This is a genomic window from Candidatus Omnitrophota bacterium, from assembly GCA_041653595.1.
Classification (GTDB): Bacteria; Omnitrophota; Gorgyraeia; order Pluralincolimonadales; family Pluralincolimonadaceae; genus Pluralincolimonas.
The window spans coordinates 1-19034 of the sequence record JBAZFB010000022.1; the positions used below are offsets into that span (position 1 = coordinate 1).

22 protein-coding genes are annotated in these 19034 nt (G+C 52.5%); all 22 read left to right on the forward strand.

All coding sequences use genetic code 11. The annotated features are described in order from the left end of the window. Window positions 1-897, forward strand: an 897-nt coding sequence (locus WC317_07135) for an amidophosphoribosyltransferase (GenBank protein MFA5339901.1), incomplete at its 5' end; no start/stop codon positions are given. Beyond that, a complete protein-coding gene (locus WC317_07140) occupies window positions 894-1544 on the forward strand; it encodes a hypothetical protein (protein MFA5339902.1) in 651 nt (216 codons plus the stop codon). The genes WC317_07135 and WC317_07140, both read left to right, overlap by 4 nt. After that, window positions 1541-2299 (forward strand): hypothetical protein, encoded by a 759-nt coding sequence (locus tag WC317_07145; protein ID MFA5339903.1) that lies wholly within the window; start codon window positions 1541-1543, stop codon window positions 2297-2299. The genes WC317_07140 and WC317_07145 overlap by 4 nt, the downstream gene beginning before the upstream one ends. Before the next feature lie 4 nt (window positions 2300-2303). Next, on the forward strand, window positions 2304-2516 hold the full coding sequence (locus tag WC317_07150) for a hypothetical protein (protein ID MFA5339904.1): 213 nt from the start codon (window positions 2304-2306) through the stop codon (window positions 2514-2516). Further along, window positions 2435-3655, forward strand: a complete 1221-nt coding sequence (locus tag WC317_07155) for a PP2C family protein-serine/threonine phosphatase (protein MFA5339905.1) — start codon at window positions 2435-2437, stop codon at window positions 3653-3655. The genes WC317_07150 and WC317_07155 overlap by 82 nt, the downstream gene beginning before the upstream one ends. A gap of 24 nt (window positions 3656-3679) precedes the next feature. Beyond that, window positions 3680-4150, forward strand: a complete 471-nt coding sequence (locus WC317_07160; protein ID MFA5339906.1) for a phage holin family protein — start codon at window positions 3680-3682, stop codon at window positions 4148-4150. Beyond that, a complete protein-coding gene (gene rlmB, locus WC317_07165; GenBank protein ID MFA5339907.1) occupies window positions 4137-4886 on the forward strand; it encodes a 23S rRNA (guanosine(2251)-2'-O)-methyltransferase RlmB in 750 nt (249 codons plus the stop codon). The genes WC317_07160 and rlmB overlap by 14 nt, the downstream gene beginning before the upstream one ends. Continuing rightward, complete coding sequence (locus tag WC317_07170; protein ID MFA5339908.1) at window positions 4883-5824, forward strand: RsmB/NOP family class I SAM-dependent RNA methyltransferase; 942 nt, start codon at window positions 4883-4885, stop codon at window positions 5822-5824. The genes rlmB and WC317_07170 overlap by 4 nt, the downstream gene beginning before the upstream one ends. 13 nt (window positions 5825-5837) lie before the next feature. Continuing rightward, on the forward strand, window positions 5838-6725 hold the full coding sequence (locus WC317_07175; GenBank protein ID MFA5339909.1) for an alpha/beta fold hydrolase: 888 nt from the start codon (window positions 5838-5840) through the stop codon (window positions 6723-6725). Further along, window positions 6725-7441 carry an MtnX-like HAD-IB family phosphatase gene (locus WC317_07180; GenBank protein ID MFA5339910.1) on the forward strand — a complete coding sequence of 239 codons (717 nt, stop codon included), beginning with the start codon at window positions 6725-6727 and terminating at the stop codon, window positions 7439-7441. Before WC317_07175 ends, WC317_07180 begins: the two co-directional genes overlap by 1 nt. Then, window positions 7389-8807 (forward strand): aminotransferase class III-fold pyridoxal phosphate-dependent enzyme, encoded by a 1419-nt coding sequence (locus tag WC317_07185; protein MFA5339911.1) that lies wholly within the window; start codon window positions 7389-7391, stop codon window positions 8805-8807. The genes WC317_07180 and WC317_07185 overlap by 53 nt, the downstream gene beginning before the upstream one ends. Continuing rightward, entirely contained in the window at window positions 8788-9711 is a 924-nt protein-coding gene (locus WC317_07190) for a hypothetical protein (protein ID MFA5339912.1), read from the forward strand. Before WC317_07185 ends, WC317_07190 begins: the two co-directional genes overlap by 20 nt. A gap of 30 nt (window positions 9712-9741) precedes the next feature. Continuing rightward, window positions 9742-10404, forward strand: a complete 663-nt coding sequence (locus tag WC317_07195) for an isoprenylcysteine carboxylmethyltransferase family protein (protein MFA5339913.1) — start codon at window positions 9742-9744, stop codon at window positions 10402-10404. After that, on the forward strand, window positions 10401-11564 hold the full coding sequence (locus WC317_07200) for a GNAT family N-acetyltransferase (GenBank protein MFA5339914.1): 1164 nt from the start codon (window positions 10401-10403) through the stop codon (window positions 11562-11564). The genes WC317_07195 and WC317_07200 overlap by 4 nt, the downstream gene beginning before the upstream one ends. After that, window positions 11561-11917 carry an EamA family transporter gene (locus tag WC317_07205; GenBank protein MFA5339915.1) on the forward strand — a complete coding sequence of 119 codons (357 nt, stop codon included), beginning with the start codon at window positions 11561-11563 and terminating at the stop codon, window positions 11915-11917. Before WC317_07200 ends, WC317_07205 begins: the two co-directional genes overlap by 4 nt. After that, the gene (locus WC317_07210) at window positions 11914-12285 is read left to right on the forward strand and encodes an EamA family transporter (protein MFA5339916.1); all 372 of its coding nucleotides are present in this window, start codon (window positions 11914-11916) and stop codon (window positions 12283-12285) included. Before WC317_07205 ends, WC317_07210 begins: the two co-directional genes overlap by 4 nt. Window positions 12286-12312: 27 nt before the next feature. Next, complete coding sequence (locus WC317_07215; protein ID MFA5339917.1) at window positions 12313-13065, forward strand: class I SAM-dependent methyltransferase; 753 nt, start codon at window positions 12313-12315, stop codon at window positions 13063-13065. Window positions 13066-13097: 32 nt separating this feature from the next. Beyond that, window positions 13098-15227 (forward strand): tRNA (N6-isopentenyl adenosine(37)-C2)-methylthiotransferase MiaB, encoded by a 2130-nt coding sequence (gene miaB / locus WC317_07220; GenBank protein ID MFA5339918.1) that lies wholly within the window; start codon window positions 13098-13100, stop codon window positions 15225-15227. 3 nt (window positions 15228-15230) lie between these two features. Beyond that, window positions 15231-16148, forward strand: a complete 918-nt coding sequence (gene miaA / locus WC317_07225; GenBank protein ID MFA5339919.1) for a tRNA (adenosine(37)-N6)-dimethylallyltransferase MiaA — start codon at window positions 15231-15233, stop codon at window positions 16146-16148. Then, on the forward strand, window positions 16130-17392 hold the full coding sequence (hflX, locus tag WC317_07230; GenBank protein MFA5339920.1) for a GTPase HflX: 1263 nt from the start codon (window positions 16130-16132) through the stop codon (window positions 17390-17392). The genes miaA and hflX overlap by 19 nt, the downstream gene beginning before the upstream one ends. Window positions 17393-17432: 40 nt before the next feature. Further along, window positions 17433-18479, forward strand: a complete 1047-nt coding sequence (gene hrcA / locus WC317_07235) for a heat-inducible transcriptional repressor HrcA (protein ID MFA5339921.1) — start codon at window positions 17433-17435, stop codon at window positions 18477-18479. Window positions 18480-18492: 13 nt separating this feature from the next. Next, on the forward strand, window positions 18493-19023 hold the full coding sequence (locus tag WC317_07240) for a nucleotide exchange factor GrpE (GenBank protein MFA5339922.1): 531 nt from the start codon (window positions 18493-18495) through the stop codon (window positions 19021-19023). Window positions 19024-19034: the final 11 nt, after the last annotated feature.

A 19034-nucleotide genomic window follows, 5' to 3' on the forward strand; every position in this document is an offset into this window, starting at 1 on the left:
TGGGCGGTGGCCTCGGAGACGACCGCTTTCCCCAACCTTGAATTCCAGACGGTAAAATTCCTCGAGCCCGGCGAGATCGTCCTGCTGAACGGCGAGGGTATGGTCCAGAGGAAGCCCGGAGGGAAGACGAACCAGGTCTGTTCGTTCCTGTGGATATACTCGGGTTTCCCGGCGTCGGATTACGAGGGCATAAATACCGAGATAGTAAGGGAAAAGTGCGGCAGGCATCTGGCCAAACGCGATATAGATATAGAGGTGGATGTAGTCGCGGGAGTGCCGGATTCCGGCTCTGCCCACGCCCTCGGATACGCTATGGAATCCAAAAAACCATACAGGCGCCCGCTTGTGAAATATTCGCCCGGATACGGCAGGAGCTATACGCCGCCGTCACAGAGGACGCGCGACCTCATAGCGAGGATGAAACTTATCCCGATAAAAGAGATCATAACCGGAAACAGGATAGTCCTGTGCGAGGATTCGATAGTCAGGGGGACACAGCTCAAGAATTTCACGGTCAACAAGCTGTGGGATAACGGCGCGAAGGAAGTGCACGTCAGGCCCGCGTGCCCGCCGCTCATGTTCCCGTGCAAGTTCTGCCTTTCGACGCGCAGCATACAGGAACTCGCCGCGCGCAAGGCGATAAAGGCGCTGGAAGGCCATGACATCGAAAATGTCTCGGAATACGTCGATCATGGTTCCGAAAAATACAGGAACATGGTCGAATGGATAAGGAAGGACCTCGGCGTGACGACGCTGCGTTACCAGCTCCTCGAGGATATGGTAAAGGCGATCGGCCTGCCGAAGGAGAGGATTTGCGTTTATTGCTGGACCGGCGAGTGCCCCGGACAAAAAACCGTAAAAAATGAGCGGAAAGAGGAGACGGTAGCCGTCAAGTGAAGACAAAAGCGATAGAGAACATAGAGCGGAAGATGGAAGGGCTGGATGAGGGCTCGATCCGTTACAGGGTCCTGCAAAATGTCATTAATTTCAAGACATCATGGATAGAGCTCGGCCAGTCGCTCTATTCTGTCTGGAAAGACAAACTCTACCGGGATTGGGGGTACCTGACCTTTGAAGCATATGCGTCAAAGGAGGTCGGCGTGAGGAAAGATACGGTGATGAAACTTTTAAAGTCGTATTATTTCCTCGAAAAAGAAGAGCCCCAATACCTCCGGAAAAAGGAGGCGGCCGACCCTTCCGGCGCCGCGAGCATGCCGAGCTACGAATCGGTAAACCTGCTGCGCCTCGCTAAAAACAAGAAAGAGATAGGCGAGTCCGACTACGAGTCGCTAAAGAAGAACGTATTCGAAAGGGGCAGGGACGTCCGCGATGTGAGGAAGGACCTGACCGCGCTTATGAGGCAGCGGGAGGAGGCCGATCCGCAGGAAGCCAGGAAGATGAGGAAAGAGGCCGCCGTAAAAAGAGTGGTCGCCACATTGAAAGCCCTGAAAAATGACATCGAGATATCGAAACTCCTGCCTGCCGGGACGATCAAGGATATCAGGGACCTGATAGAAAAGCTCGAAGAGGAGATAACCGAATGAAAAAAATTTTAGCGGTCATATTTATGCTGGCGGCCACCTCGGCGCTGTACGCCGAAGGAGGGAAAACGGACACCTTCCGTTATAAGTGCGTGGATGTGAAAGGTGAAAAACTCTGGGAGTCCAACATAACGGTGACGCCCGTGAAGGGAGAGAAGGATAATTATCTTATGGCGGAAGAGATAAAAGGCCGGTATCACGGCTCTGACGGCATAACATCCCGGACGCGCGAGATGCGTTATATAAAGAACAAAGAACGCCTTACCCCGCTCAGCATGGACGAAAAGGTCTTCTCCGAGTCAGGTAAGCCGATCCGCGAATCGGCGCATAGGTTTTACCCTGACAAAAGAACGGTCGAATGCGAGGTAAAGGACCTGCTTACCGGCAAAGTAAAGAAAAAGACGCTCAAATATGACGGCGATATAATAAACGGCATGGTCATGGATGATTATATAGAGATGTTCCTGGAGGCGGGGCAAAAGAAAAAGACCGCCTATCTCCTCGGCGACGACACCGAACTTTACCGCGTAACACTCAGGGTGGTAGCCAGGGAGGAAGTGACCGTTAACGGCAAGACGCGCGAAGCGTATAAGATAACCGTTGACCCCGAGATAGGGCTATTCAATCCCGTGAAGATGTTCATAACCAGGAATTACGAATGGTATTCATGCGAACCGCCTTACGAATGGCTGAAATTCCAGGGGCTTGAAAGCTCGCTGGATTCTCCGATAGTAGAAATGACCCCTATTGGTGAGTGAATAAATGGCCGGCGCGATCATACCCGATAGGCTCAGGGAAGAATACAGGGGCGAACTTAAGAATATCTTTGCCCAGCGCGTTAACCTCTTTTGTTATATAGCGCTGAGCGCCTTCACGATAGAGGTGGTCGTCGCGTGGTTCTTATTCAGGAGGCTGCTTGGCACCAAGGACATGCCCGGGATCCTGGGAGGCGCGTTCTTTTCCTGGTCCTGCTGACGACCGGGAAGTTCGCCAAAAAGCTCACGGCGCAAAAAATCAGGGGTTTCTTTTTCAGCATAATAATAATCTCCATCTCCATCCTGGCCGCCGCGGCGCACCCCGACGTCATCACTAACCTCGGGATAACCCTCGTCCTGATAGCGTTCTTCGTAAGCGCGCTGCTCCTGCCGTGGAACATGATCGAGACGGGCATACTCGGCGCCTATACGCTGATAATTTTTACGGGCGTATACAGCATGAGCAATATACGCATCAATTACGTCAATTACGTGCGTACGGACATCTTCGGCATAAATGTGACATTGCTTATCGTCGCGGCCTTAATATGCATGGTCGTGAAAAGGAACGAGGGCATAATGAGGCAGAAGGATTTCGTCCTCAAGAAAGAGATCGAGGAGAAGAGCAGGATAATGGTCGAGGAGCTCGAGCTCGCCAACAGGATACACAGCGGCCTCATGCCCAAATCGATAAAGACCGACCTCGTTGACGTCGCGGTCGATTACAGGCCGATGCTTTATATGGGCGGCGACTACGCCAAGTTCCATTTCCTGGACAAGAACCGCCTCCTTTTCATGATAGCGGACATGACGGGCCACGGCGTCTCGGCCGCCCTGCTCGTCAACAGGATACATACCGAGATCGAGGGGCTCGTCCGCGATAACCTGCCGCCCGGCGAGATACTGAAGAAGCTCGACAATTTCATAAAATCCGACTTCGGGAAGATAGGGATATTCCTCAGCGCGTTCTGCGGGGTGATAGATTTTTCGGACAAGAAACTGGTATATTCAAATTATGGCCATCCGCCGCAGATATTATTCCAGAAGGCCGATAAGAAGATCGTCCTCATGGAATCGCAGACGTTCCTGATGGGGATAGGAATGGAGACGAGCGACGTATACCAGGTAAAGATAAATTTCGAGAGAGGCGACAGGATATTCCTTTTCACCGACGGGTTGATCGAGGCGAAGAATAAGGCCGGGGAAGAGTTCGGCTATGCGCGCTTCGAACAATTTGTCAGGGGTAAAGGCGCGCTCGACGTTGCCGCCTTTAACGAGGACCTGCTTGCCGAAGTCGGGAAATACCAGGAAGGGACGCAGGCAGACGACATCTTCCTGCTCTCCATACAGATAAAATAGGAGGCGCCGGTGAAGGGTTTTCTTTTGAGATGGATTATAAATATAGCGGCGATGATACTGGTCATTAGTATAGTGCCCGGGATACACTCAGAGGGCAGGCTGGCCACGGTGATGGCCGCGCTCGTCCTCGGGCTCATAAACGCCACGCTGAGGCCGATCGTCTTCGCTCTCACGCTGCCTTTGACCATCCTCTCGCTCGGGATATTCACGCTTTTCCTGAACGGTTTCTTCTTCTATCTCGTCTCGAAGATAGTCGAGGGTTTCATCATCGATGATTTCTGGGCCGCTTTCTGGGGAGCGCTGTGTTTCAGCGCGATAAGTTTTTTCCTTAGCCTCTTCGTAAGCCCGCAGGGCAGGTTCAAGGTCTATCATTACCGTGATGGCAGCGGGTCTCCGCTACCATCGCATCGTCAAAATCATAATGACAGCGATGTGATCGACGTCGAGGCGAAGGTCGAGGATAAAGACGAGGAGGAAGAAGATGGGAAGAAATAACCCGGTGCTGCTTTACGGGAGGAACTCCATCCTCGAGCGCATGAGGGCGAACCCGAAGAGCCTGAGGATGGTGATGATATCCGAAAATTTCGACGACGCGGAGATATTCGAGGCGGCGAAGCTCCACCGCACCCCGATAAAGCGGGTAGCCGAGAGGGAATTGTTCAAGATGAAGCACAGCGAGCGCCTCCAGGGGATAATTGCCGAGGCCGATCCTTTCGAATATTCGTCCTTTGAAGGGCTCCTGAAGAGGGAAGACGGCATCAAGCCGACTTTCATCATGCTCGACGGTATCACCGACCCGCAGAACCTCGGCGCCGTCATAAGGACCTCCGCGTGTTTCGGGAATTTCGCGATAGTCATCCCGGAGCGGGACTCGTGCGACGTGAACGAGACGGTCCTGAACGTCGCCTCGGGCGGGGAGAATTATGTCCGGGTCTGCAGGATAAACAACCTCTCGAACGCCCTGATACACGCCAAGGAGGCGGGATATTGGGCGGCCGGCGCGGTGGTCGGGGGCGGCGAGGACCTCAATAAGGCCTCTTTCCCGTTCCCGCTTTGCCTCGTCCTCGGTTCCGAAGGCAAGGGCATACACCACGGCGTCTCGAAACATATCGAACTCAAGGTGACCCTGCCGATGCCCGGCGCGGCGCTCTCTTTTAATGTCGCGATCTCGGCGGCAATATTTTGTTACGAGATAGCCAGGCAGAGAGAGGCGGGGAAGAAACAGAAGTGAAAGCCGTCTTCTACGAGCTGCCGGCTGAGTTCATAGAGAAGCTCAAAAAAATATACCCCGGGACCTTCCCTAAAGTTTTCGAATCGTTCCTCCACAAAAAAGAACAGACCTTCAGGGTAAATTACCTTAAAACAGGACTGGAAGAACTTAAAGAGGACCTGGACAGGGAAGGTATAAGGTACCGGGAACTCCATTGGCCGAAAGGGAGTTTCATCCTGCGGTCGGAGCCGAAAGCCCTCCGTAAGAGCTCTCTGTACACCGGAGGCAAGGTATATATGCAAAATGTGTCGAGCATGATACCGCCGCTGCTCCTCGACCCACGCAGAGGAGAGAAGATCCTCGACCTGTGCGCGGCGCCGGGCGCGAAGACGAGCCAGATAGCCTCGCTTACGGGCGGGGAAGCGGAGCTTGTCGCGGTCGAGAAGATGGAGATAAGGCACCAGAAACTCCTGGCGACGCTGAAGATACAGGGAGTGGGTCCCGCCAAGGTCATACTCGCGGACGGCATGGCGATAGGGAAGGAATATCCCGGCTATTTCGACAAGGTACTGGTCGACGCCCCGTGCTCGGGAGAGGCGTTATTCTATCTGCGCGACCCGAAGACTTTTAAGCCCTGGAGCCGGAAGAAGGTTGCGGACCTTTCGCATACGCAGAAAGTTCTTATATACTCCGGGATCTCGGCGCTGAGGCCGGGCGGGGAACTGGTCTATTCCACCTGCACGTTCTCCCCCGAGGAGAACGAGGAGGTGGTAGACTGGGCCTTGAATAAGTTCGAGGGGCTCCGCGCGGTCCCGGCGGATATACCTTTGCCGAACAAGGTCCGCGGCCTTACGTCGTGGGAGGGGAAGAGGTTCTCGGGCGATCTGGGCCTGGCCCTGAGGATACTCCCGAACGAGCATATGGAAGGTTTTTTTCTGGCAAAATTAAAGAAGATATAGTATAATTACCACCATGGCATTGATATTTTCTCTCAACTCGGGAAGGGCGGTTAAGAAGGATGTTCCCGAGTTGGGTGACGGGATATTCCTAAAGGGGCAGAACGGCTGCGCGGCCATCCTTATACACGGGTTGACCGGAACGCCGAACGAGATGAAAAGCCTTGGGGTAGCCCTGAATAAGAGGGGATATACCGTCATATGCCCTCGCCTGAAGAACCATGGCGCCCCGCTCGATGTCTTGAAGGACACGAGATGGCAGGATTTCTACCAGTCGGTCAGGGAAGCCTATATTAAGGTCAAGGACGACCATGATTTCATAGTCGCTTCAGGGTTGTCTATGGGCGCCCTGTTGGCCCTTTTGCTAGCCGATGAGTTTCCCGAAAAGATAAAGGGCGTATCATGCCTCTCCCCGACGCTCTTCTATGACGGCTGGAACACACCGTGGTATAATTTCCTTTTCCCCCTGGCTACCCATACCCCATTGAGGAATTTCTTCTATCACAAGGAAGATCCCCCTTACGGGGTGAAGAACAAACAGATGCAGGATCGCCTGCATAGCTATTACTCGTCCGCTGACCTCGGCGACACCGAGAAGATCGCCGAATACGGCTATCCTTTCTTTCCTGTGGTCCTGCTCTGCCAGCTTAAATCGCTCGTCAGGTACTTGACCGGGAGGCTTAAGAGTATAACCGTGCCGGTCCAGCTCATCCAGGCCAAGGACGACGATATGTCGAGCGTAAAAAATTCCCAGTTCATTTATGACGGGGTCGGTTCGAAGACAAAAGAGATGGTGATGTTATATGATTCCTACCATTGCATAACAGCTGACCAGGAGCGCAAGACCGTGACCGCCAGGATGGAGGAGTTCTTCGAGAAAATACACAACGGAGACGCGAAATAATGGTAAAGATGCCGCTCGATTTTTCCAAATGCAACGTCTATTTCGATTTCGACAATACCATGACCGCTTTCGACGTCCTGGACGATATCATCGAGAAATTCTCGATCAACAGGGATTGGGTGGTCTTTGAGAACGCGTGGCAGAAAGGGGAGATCGGCTCAAGGGAATGCCTTAAGTGGCAGATGCGCTCGGTCAGGGCGACGAAACCAAAGCTGTCCCGTTATCTCGATAAGGTCCGGCTAGACGATAATTTCCAGGAGTTGTTCGGGTACCTGAAACGCAAGGGCGCAGAGACGGCGATATTAAGCGACAGTTTTTCTTTCTTCATAGAGCGCATCCTGAGCAAGAACGGCGTGCATGGCATAAAACTGTATTCAAACAGGCTGCGTTTCTCGAAAAATAAACTTATCCCGACCTTCCCGCATACCGACAAATCCTGCTCCCATTGCGCGAACTGCAAGAAGACGCACATCTTTAAATTGCGCGGGCGCGGAAGGACCAATATATATATCGGGGACGGCCTTTCCGATATCTGCCCGGCCGAACATTCCGATATCGTTTTCGCAAAAGGGAGCCTTCAGGAGCATTTCACGAAAACCAAGAAAGAATTCATACCGTTCAAGAACTTAAGAGATGTCTATAGCTGGTTCCAGGAGGCGGGTAATGTTATCGAAACAGAAGCTGGGCAAGAGCTCTTCGCGATCAAGAGAAAATAAACTCCTGGACTTAGAGGCCAGGTATTGTTCATGGGGAGATACTGTCCATTATTCGGACAAGTTGAATATCTTCGACCGTTCCGAGGGCATCTACCTGTATGACAAGCAGGGGACCGAGTATCTCGACCTCCAGATGTGGTATTCGGCCGCCAACTTCGGTTACAAGAACAAGCGGCTGAACGCGGCCCTCAAGAAACAGCTCGATAAGCTGCCCCAGCTCGCCTGCCAGTATTTACACGAAGAAAAGATACTAGTGGCGGCTAAACTGGCGCAGAGGATGGAGCGGACCTACGAGACTAAAGGAAGGGTCCATTTCAACGTCGGCGGTTCCGCGGCCATAGAGGACTCGCTTAAAGTGGTCAGGAACTCTTCCGGCGGCAAATCGCTCGTCTTCGCCTTTATGGGAGGCTATCACGGCCGTACGCTGGCCGCCTCATCCATCACCTCGAGTTACCGGTACAGGGAGAAATACGGCCACTTCTCGGACAGGGCCTGTTTCATACCCTATCCCTATTGTTTCAGGTGCCCATACGACAAGAAGCGCGATTATTGCGACCTCTATTGCCTGAAACAGTTCGAGCGGCTCTTCGAATCCGAATATTATTCGGTCGTCAACAACAAGACTAATAAGTGCGAATTCGCCGCGTTCTATATTGAAGCGGTCCAGGGGACCGGCGGCTATATAATCCCGCCGACGGATTATTTTTCGGGCCTGAAGGAGATACTCGACAGGTATAAGATATTGCTGGTCGATGACGAGGTCCAGATGGGCTTCTTCAGGACCGGTAAATTCTGGGCGCTCGAGCACTTCAACGTGACGCCGGATATAGTGGTATTCGGGAAGGCGCTGACTAACGGCCTGAACCCGCTTTCAGGCATATGGGCCAAGGAAGAGCTGATCTCTCCGGCCGTCTTCCCAGCGGGGATGACGCACTCGACTTTTTCCTCTAATTCGCTCGGTACGGCAGTCGCCCTGGAAACGCTCAAGATAATAGACGAGGAGAACTTCGCCGTTTCCGTCCCAAAGAAAGGCGAGTACTTTGTATCCCGCCTTAAAAATTTGATGAAAAAGTACCCGCAGATAGGCGACGTATCCGGCCTTGGGCTCGCGTTAAGGGTCGAGATCTGCCATAAGGACGGATTTACGCCGGACAGGCAGCTCACCGACGCTATAATGAACATCGGCCTGAGCGGGAACCTGAAGACCGGCTCTAAGAAGAGGGGGCTTATCCTCGATGTGGGCGGTTATTACAAGAACGTTTTTACGATCGCGCCTTCTTTCTATATCAAGGAGAGCGAGATCGACTTGGCCGTTGACCTATTCGAGGAGGCGTTAAAGAAAGGCATTGCCGGTACGGATTCTTAATTTTGACGATAGTGTAACAGGGCAAAGACGACTCCTCGATACTTTCAACCCCTCTGTCACAGACCTGAAAAAGATCGGCCCCGAGTGCCGTCTTTGGGCGGGCAGCTCGGCCGCTAAAAAAATACGCGCCGCGCTCAAACCAGCCGAAAAAGGCCGTATAACCTTCCTCGGATCAGGGGACTTCCACCATGTCTCCAGCCTCCTTATCGGGCAATTTGAAGAACCCCTGAGCGTCATCGTATTCGACCACCACCCGGATTGGGACATTATGCCTCCCCGGCTGGGATGCGGCTCATGGGTAACCGATATCCTCAAGAGAAAGACTATAGAGAACGTGGTCTTGATGGGCGTCTCATCGCATGACATATCCGGCCCGTCGATCTGCACGGCGAACCTGGGGTCGCTGGGAGGCGACAGGTTGCGCATCTATCCTTATGAGCACGGGCCCACGAGGGTCTTATTCAGGCGCGTGCCCGACAACAGCTCTATAGAGGTAATGAGGGGATTCCCGATAAGCACGATCTACTGGCATGAGCTCAAGCGGGAAGATCCAGGCGGCCTCTTCCTGAAGGTATTGCAGGGGTTGAAGGTAAAGAATGTATACGTCAGTATCGATAAAGATTGCCTTAAGCCGGCCTATTCGCTGACCAACTGGGAGCCGGGGATGCTCGAATTACCCGGATTGCTGGCCTTATTGAGACTGATAAAAGAGAACTGCGATATCGCGGGAGTTGATATAACGGGCGATTATTCGGCCCCGGAGGCCAAGGGCAGGCTCAAGACGATCATCAGCCGAATGGACCATCCCCGGGATCACAGCGCGAAGGGGAAAAGCCCCTCAGAGATAAATTCGGTCAACCAGGAAACGAATATCAGGATCCTCGAACTGCTTCTTCATACGTGATATAATTATTTCAATTAGGGAAAGGACTATATGGACATCAGGGAAAGGCTCAAGAGGTGGTTTAAATTACGCTTCGCCGTTCTATACCCGTTCGCGGTGGTCTTTATTATCTTCGCGAATTGCGATGACAGGTCGTTGCGCTACGGCATCTGGTTCATCGCCGCCGGCGAGCTTATCCGGATGTGGGCGAACGGTTACGCGATAAAAACGGAGAAGCTTACGACCTCCGGCCCGTATGCCTTCGTGCGGCATCCCCTCTACCTGGGGACGCTGCTCCTCGTAACGGGCTTTGTCATATTCTTGAGGGTCTATTACGTAGGCGCGGCGCTCTTGGCCGTCATGGCTATCGTATATACGGGCACGATAAAAGAAGAAGAAGAGCTGCTGGGGAGGAAATTCAAGGAATACGCCGCCTATAAAAAGAGGGTCCCGGCGCTCTTCCCGACGCCCTTCCCTTACAGGGAAGGCGAGAAATGGGGTTTCAGCCTTGAGCGTTTTTTCCGCAGCCAGGAATACAAGCCGGTGCTGTGGATCGCGATCATTATCATAGCGTTCTACCTGAAGGCGAAGTTCCTGGTGGAGAATGAACCGGTCGATGCCGGAAAGATACGGCTGATGGTTATCGTCGTCCTCCTGGTGATGGCGGACATATCCGGCGAGATCGTAAAATGGTTTAACAGGCGGAAGAGATGAATTTGATGGCTTCAAAACACCGCGATGGGCCGCCGTTAAAAACTAATATCGTAAGAAATATATCCGAGATACCCGCCGGGGATTGGAACAAGGTCTTCCCTGATGTCCTTGAAAGCTATGATTTTTACAGGACCCTGGACGGATCCGGCCTAGAGCAGTTCACCTTTTATTATCTGATGGTCTATGACGGCGAGGCTCCTGTGGGGGCCGCTACCTGTTTTTTAATGAGATACCCGCTGGATACCAGCATCGTGGGGCCGCTTAAGCGTATGATAAATTCCGTAAAAAAGCGCATGCCGGGTATATTGAGTATCAAGACCCTTATTTGCGGAATGCCGATCGGGCTGGGTAGGATGGGGATAACCGGGGATACGGGTGCGGTCATGGACGCGATCCTCGGGGCCATGGAAGAGATAGCGGCGAAGAACGGCGCCGCGATACTGGCATTTAAGGATTTCGATAAGAGTTATTCGAACGCGCTGGATCCGCTCCGGGAACGCGGATTTTCAAGATTTGACAGCCTTCCCTTTGGCGAGCTCGATGTCCGCTTTAAGGATTTTGAGGAATATATGAAGAGCTTAAGCGGGGCTACCCGCTATGACCTGAAGAGGAAATTCAGGAAAGCAGATAACCTCGCCCCGGTCGAACTGGAGATCGCGGAGGAACTCGAAGAGGGTGTATTGCGGGATGTCTACAGGCTTTATCTCGATATGGTCGCGAAACACGATATGGGATTCGAGTTGCTGACCATTGATTTCTTCAGGAACGTATCCCTGAACATGCCGGGCCGCGTGAAATTTTTCCTGTGGAGGATAAAAGGGAAACTTGCCGCGTTCCAGTTCTGCCTGGTCTCGAAAGAAATAATGATCGATTATTATGTAGGTTTTGATTACTCCGTCGCGCGCGAATACCACCTTTATTTCGTGGGATTCCGGGATTCCCTGAATTGGTGCATAAGCCACGGCGTAAAGAAATACGAGATAGGCGCTACCGGCTATGAGCCGAAGAGAAGGCTCGATTTCGATTTCAGGCACGTTTATCTTTATATTAAGTTCCGGAACAGGATGCTGAGGCCGTTCTTCAACCTGATGTGCCAATTCCTGAAATTTGAGAACTTTGACCCGGACCTGAGGAAGGCGAAGGAGAAGAAGCCGTCATGAAGAGCCACCTGAACCTGAAGATATTCCTGCTGATCATATCGAACGATGTCGTAGATACCATAGCCCAGTTGGTGATGAAGAAAGGCTTGAACGACTCCTCATTATTGGTGTGGGCGGGGATACTTATTTACGTGCTGAATTTTTTTATCTGGATCGTCATCTTATACAAGGTCGACTTGAGCATAGCGATGCCGGTGGGAAGCTCCTCGTATATCCTCGTGCCGTTAGCGGCTATATTCTTTTTGCATGAGCATGTAGATCTAGTAAGATGGATCGGCATCGCCTGTATAGTGCTGGGGGTATATTTTGTGTCGCAGAGCAAGAAACCGGCGGAGAAAGGCCTGCAGCCATGATCAAGATAATATTGCTGGTATTATTGTCGGAGATCCTCGCGTCGGTCGGCCACCTCCTTTTTAAAAAGACCACCAATACGGTGGAAGCGTATGACCTCAAGAAGGTCGATGGCCACATCCGCTTTTTAGGCGATATATTCGCGAAGCCGTCGATATGGGCCGGGTTGGCTGTTATGGCCGCAAGCATTATCGTATGGCTGATGGCGCTTGCCGAGGGCGACCTAAGCCTGGTATATCCGCTCGGCAGTGTGCAATATATCCTGATCCTCTTCTCGGCGCACATATTCCTGAATGAAAAAATAGACAAGATGAAGCTCCTGGGCACGTTTTTGGTCGTGCTCGGCATAGTTTTCCTCACCATAAGTTAGGCTGATAATAACGGAGGCAATAAGGAGATGGTTAAGAGACGCGGAATAAAAAGCAAAAATAAAACTACAAGGGACTGGTTTAACCGTTGGTCCAACGAATACGACAATACGCTCGGCAAGATCAGTTTTCACCGCGAACTGCTGGATCTTATGGTGAAAAATTCTTCGGTCAGGGGCGGGGACAGGATACTGGATATCGGCTGCGGGACAGGGCTATTGAGCCTGAAGTTCCTGCAGAAGGCGGATTGCGGCGTGACCGGCATCGACCTGTCAAAAGAGATGATGGCAATTTTCGAGGATAAGATCAATAAACTGGGATTGGGCGGCAGGGTACGCCTGAAGGAGATGGACGCGGAGTCATTAGGTTTCGATGAGGGGACTTTCGACCTGGCCGTCTCTTCCGTCGTGCTTCACCATGTTAAGGATAAGCTGCCGGCTCTGAAAAAGATCTTCAAGGTCCTTAAGCCGGGCGGCCGCCTGATGATCGGTGAGGTCGATATGGATACGACCGGCAGCCATAGCGATGTTAAGAGGCTGAAGCGGATCGTAGACGTCCTGGTGCAGGAATGGGTTCCGGCCCTGAAAGACGTAGGTGTTAAGGCATTTGCCCGGATGTACGATAACGGAAAGAAGCACATATTGAACGACGGCGAATACTGCGTGGGCCTTGAGCAATGGGCAGGGCTTTGCAGGAAGGCCGGCTTTGGCCCGATTACCATAAAGAGAGTCCCGCGCCAGAGGGCGTTCGGGACGGTCATAGCGACGAAGCCGGTCCGTTAATGAGCGGCGGAGGGGAAAATTATTATAACCGTATGAAATCCGAAGAATCATCGAAAACCAAGCCCAGCCTGTACATAAAGACGTTCGGTTGCCAGATGAACTTCCGGGACTCGGAGGAGATAGCCGGCATATTCATGGAGAAGGGTTGGGCGCTTGCGGGTTCGCCCGAAGAGGCGGACGTAGCCATATTCAATACATGCTCGGTCCGAAAGCATGCCGAGGACCGCGCGATAAGCAATGTCGGCGAACTTAAGGCCCTGAAGAAGAAGAGGCCCGGTATGGTCATCGGCGTAGTCGGTTGCATGGCCAAGTCACAGGGCAAGAAGATAATAGAAACGCTGCCTATAGTCGATTTTCTCGCCGGGCCTGCCAATATCTACGACATTCCCGCGGCGGTCGAAAGCATTCTCGCAAACCGCAGGGAGACCGTCATCGCGACCGATAAGGAGGCCCGGCCGTATGTCGGCAATATCGCATACCATACGAAAGGCATATCCGCCCTCGTGACTATAACGGAGGGCTGCAATAATTTCTGTTCATACTGCATAGTGCCGTATGTGAGGGGAAGGGAAGTAAGCCGGTCGGCCGCGGATATAGTAGATGAGATAAAAGCGCTGGCGGATAAAGGATATAAGGAAGTTACTTTGCTGGGGCAAAATGTAAATTCGTATAATTCAGGGTTTCGGCGGGTGACTGCCGACGGAGCCCTTGGCCCTGTTGCCCGAAGCAACAGGGACGAGGTGCTCGGCAGGCAGGACCCGCAGGATTTTATTAGATTGTTGGAGCTTATTAATGAGATCGATGGCATCGAGCGCATCCGCTTCCTCACAAGCCACCCGAAGGACGCGGGCGAGGATTTATTCAAGGCGATGCGCGACCTGCCGAGAGTATGCGAGCATCTCCATTTGCCTTTGCAGTCCGGTTCTGATAAAATCTTAAAGTCGATGAACAGGGGCTATACCGCCGCCGATTACCTGAAGAAAGTCGAGATGCTCCGCAGGTATGTCCCGGATTGCGCGATAACTACCGATGTCATAGTGGGATATCCCGGGGAATCGGATGAAGATTTCATGATGACAAAAAAACTCATGGAGGACGCGGAGTTCAATTCCGCGTTCATATTCAAATATTCCCCGCGGCCGCCGGCAAAGGCAAGCGGGCTGGAGGATGACGTGCCGAAAAAAGTCAAGGAAGAGCGCAACCAGGACCTGCTGAAGCTGCGCGATAAGATGTCGGGCCTGAAGGATAAGGAGTTCGTAGGCGGGCAAACTGAAGTCCTCGTTGAAAAAGTGTGCAGAAAGGAAAAACATAAAGTGACAGGAAGGAACAGGCAGAACATAAAGGTCGCCCTGGCCGGGACGTCCGAACTGATAGGCAGATTAAAGACGGTCAGGATCAGCTCCGTCTTTGGGCATACGCTGGTCGGCGTTATGTTATTCATGGTCTTCTTTAGCGGGATATTTTTCAATTCCGCTAAGGCAGAAACAACAGGGACCATAGAAGGATATTTCGTGAGCGGCGACTACGAGAATACCGTGCGCGAAGGCGTAAAGGCCCTTGAGATGTCCAAGGAGAAAGACAAGATCTTCTACATGATGGGCACGAGCCTGAACAAATTGGGCCGGTACGACCTCGCCAGGAAGAATTTCAATTCATTGGTAGAGGCGTTCCCGAAGAGCAGCCTGGCCCCGCTCGCGCAGCTCGGCATAGCCGACAGTTATTACCTTGGCGGCGATTACAAGGGCGCCATGGCCGAATACGAAAATTACATCGGCAGATACCCCAGGTCGCAGGGCGCGGCCACTGCCTATTTCAGGATCGCCAAATGCGAACAAAAAGAAGGCAGATGGAGGGACGCGAGGAACCATTACCAGAAGGTGAGGTCGGATTTCCCGTCCAGCTTTGAGGCGCAGATGTCCGCGCAGGCCCTGCGTGAGGAGACCCTGTATTTTACCGTCCAAGTCGGCTCGTTCAGCAAGAAGGCGAACGCGCTCAAGCTCTGCGACGAACTTGTCAAGAAGGGTTACGATGCCTCGATAGTAAAATTGCAGGATGAGGAATCCAATAAAGTGAGGGTCGGAAAACTTAACACGAGGGAAGAAGCGGAAGATCTCGCGAAAAAACTCCGCGCCGAAGGGCTCCCGACAAAGGTCCTCCCGTAACATATGGCTGATAGACTGATATTCCTGGTAGGCCCGACCGCTATAGGCAAGACCGGCATATCCTTTGAACTCGCGAAGCTCATCGAATGCGAGATAGTATCCTGCGATTCGATGCAGGTCTACAAGGGAATGAACGTCGGCACCTCAAAGCCCGCGAAATGCCTCCTCAATTCGATACCGCATCACCTGATAGATATCGTCGAGCCGTCGGAGGAATTTTCCGTCGCCAGGTTCCGCGCCCTCGCCGTAAAAGCTATTGAAGAAATAACAGCAAGGCGCAAGACGCCGATATTGGTCGGCGGCAGCGGACTGTACGTCAAAGTGCTCATAGACGGCATATTCGAGGCGCCCCAGACTGACAGGGAATTGAGAGAGCGGCTGGAACAGGAGGCCGGGGAATTCGGGATAGGGGTTTTGTACCGCAGGCTTCAGGAAGCTGATAAAGAGGGCGCCGGAAAGATACACGCGAACGACCTGCGCAGGATAATAAGGGCGCTCGAGGTCTGCGAGAAGGCAAAGGCCCCGATATCGCAGTTAAGGAAAAATACGGCCGGTTTGGGCGATAAATATGAAGTCAGGGCCTTCGGCCTTAATATGGAACGCGCGGCCTTATATAGGAAGATAGACGAACGCGTAGAACTTATGTTCGCCGAAGGCCTGGTGAACGAGACGAGGGGCCTGCTCGAAGGGAAGTTGGGCCTTACCGCCTCGCAGGCGCTCGGGTATAAGGAAGTATTAGGTCATCTCAACGGGGAATACTGCCTGGAAGAGGCGAAAAGATTAGTGAAGAGGAACACGCGGCATTTCGCGAAACGCCAGCTCACGTGGTTCAGGCGCGACAAGAGGATAGAGTGGATAACGCTGGACGATAATTTTGATACAGGGGAGACGGCGCGGGAGATATGGAAAAAGCTCTCTTAGTCACGGTCGAATTTTTCGACAGGAAATACAAAAACACCTGGAAGCTTGACGACGTCAATTTCGAGCTCAGGGAGCTCGTCAGGTCCGCGGGCCTCCAAGTCGTCGACCTCGTCGAGTGTTTCAAAGAAGCCCCGATGGCCGGCCAATATATCGGCAAGGGAAAGGCCGAGGAGATCGGCCTCATCTGCAAGGATAAAGGCGCGGACGTCGTCATATTCGGCGACGACCTATCCTCGACCCAGCAGCAGAACCTTGAAGATATAATGAACGTGAAGGTCATCGACAGGACCCAGCTTATCCTCGACATATTCGCGCACAGGGCGCATTCTATCGAAGGAAAGGTGCAGGTAGAGCTGGCCCAACTGCAATACCTCCTGCCGCGCCTTAAAGGCAAAGGGATAATGCTCTCGCGCCTCGGCGGCGGTATCGGGACGAGGGGCCCGGGCGAACAGAAACTCGAGATGGACCGCCGTAAGATAAGGGAGCGGATCGTAAAGCTTAAGGATGAGCTTGAGAAGATCCACGCGCGCAGGGAGGGATTGAGGCGCAAACGGCACGAGAGCGACCTCTCGATAGTCTCGCTGATTGGCTATACTAACGCGGGCAAATCAACATTGCTAAATGCCCTTACCGATTCCGACGTCATAGCGCAGGACAGGCTCTTCTCGACTCTCGACCCTACCGCGCGCAGGTTCATATTACCGAACAACCAAAAAGTCGTATTCGTCGATACGGTCGGGTTCCTGCATGACCTGCCGCACCATCTTATAGAGGCGTTCAAGGCGACGCTAGAGGAGGTAGTGGAGGCCGATGTGCTCGTCCATGTCCTCGACGCGTCCAGCCCGATAGTCCGCGAACTGAGCCAGGCGGTTTATGAGGTCCTGGAAGAGCTGGGCATACATGATAAACCCGTCGTGACAGTCCTTAACAAGGTAGACAAGGTCCCGGATAAAAGCCTCGTGGAACGGCTCAGGAAGGATTTCGAGAATGCCATCCCGGTCTCGGCACTCCGCAAAGAGAACCTCGGGGAATTGGTCCAAAGGATATCGATGATCCTTTTCGCCTCGCTTCTATATGTCAAGGCCGCGATCCCCCAGTCCGAAGCCAAGCTGCTTAACCAGGTCTACAGGGAAGCGAGCATAATAAAGAGGGAATTCAAGGGAGACTATGTCTATCTTGAAGCCGACATGCCTGCCCGCCTAAAAAATTTACTTGACAAAAAAGGCTTTTGTGCTAAACTTTAGTTAGCACTCATCCCAAAAGAGTGCTAATCAGGAGTTTAATATGGTTGTAAGTGACGCAATTTCAAGGAGAAACAAAATCCTGGAGATAGTGGTGGATTCATACGTTTCCACCGCTATACCGGTCGGTTCTTTAGCCGTTTCCAAGAAGTTCAGGGAGCGCCTCAGCCCGGCTACGATAAGAAATATCATGGCCGAACTTGAGGAGGCCGGCTACATCACCCATCCGCATACTTCTGCCGGCAGGATGCCCACGGACAGGGGATACAGGTATTATGTCGACTCTATCATGGAGCCGAAACAGTTGACCTCTAACGAAAAGGAGTTCGTCGAAGGCGTATTGAGCCAGGAGGCGGACGAACTTGAGGACCTGATAAAGAGGGTCGCCAAGATCATATCGCAGCTTACCGGCCAGGCCTCGCTGGTAAGTTTCCCGTGCGCCAAGAGGAGGACATTCAAGAGGATCGAACTTATCCCGGCCACAAAGACAAAGATATACGCGCTTTTGTTTACCGCCCAGGGGATGGTGAAACATTCCATATTTGAAGTGCATGAAGCCATCGAAGAATCGGAACTTTCCAAAGTGTCCAGGTTCCTCAACGAAGAATTGGACGGCCTGCAATTGAACGAGATCGGTAGCCATATGTTAAGGAAAGTCCTCGGCGAGAGCGACCCGTTCCAGTATCTCTTCAAGGAAGCGTCCGAACTGCTGAACATGTCCCGTATACTTGACGAGAGCGAGGAGAGGTTCCTGCTTGAAGGGGCGCATCACATCATCGAGCAGCCCGAATTCAGGGAGGCCGAAAAGGTGATGGGGTTGCTCAAGGCCCTCGAGGGGGAAGAGGAGATCCTGGACATAATGGAGCAAGGCCTCAACGAAGATAAGGCGAGCATCCACATAGGCGCGGAAAATCTTTTCGAGGATATCAAGGATTGCAGTATCGTGATCTCAAATTACAAGGCAGGGAACCAGAACATAGGAAGCATCGGCGTGATAGGGCCTACCCGCATGGATTATTCAAGGGCTGTCCCCGCGGTCGAATACGTCAGTAGTTCCTTCAGCCGGCTTCTGGCGAGATTAAGCGAATAATAAGGAGCTTCATTTGGCGGAAGATAAGAAAGTCCATATACATGAAAGCGAACTGAACGCCCTGAGGGAAAAGGCGTCGAAGGCCGATGAGTGCCTCGATAAGATGCTGCGGATGCAGGCGGATTACGATAACCGCAGGAAGAGGCAGGATAAGGAGAAACTCGATTTCCTGAAGTTCGCGAACGAAGGGCTCATCACGGAACTCTTGAGGGTGATGGATGATTTCGAGCGCGCTATAGATTCGGCCAGGAACACGAACGACGCGAAGGTCCTGCTGCAAGGGATCGAGATGGTCAGGCGAGATTTCGAGGATATATTAAAGGACAGCGGATTGAATACTATAGATCCCAAGGGCCAGCCTTTCGATCCGGAGAAGCACGAGGCGATCGAGCATATAGAAGACGACACCCATCCGGCGAACACGGTGCTCGAGGTGATGAGAAAAGGATATGAGTTGAACGGCAAGGTATTGAGGCCGGCGTCGGTCAAGGTCTCAAATAATAAAGAAGAACAAAAACAAGAAGACAATAAGGAGGAGATATAAAATGGCAAGAG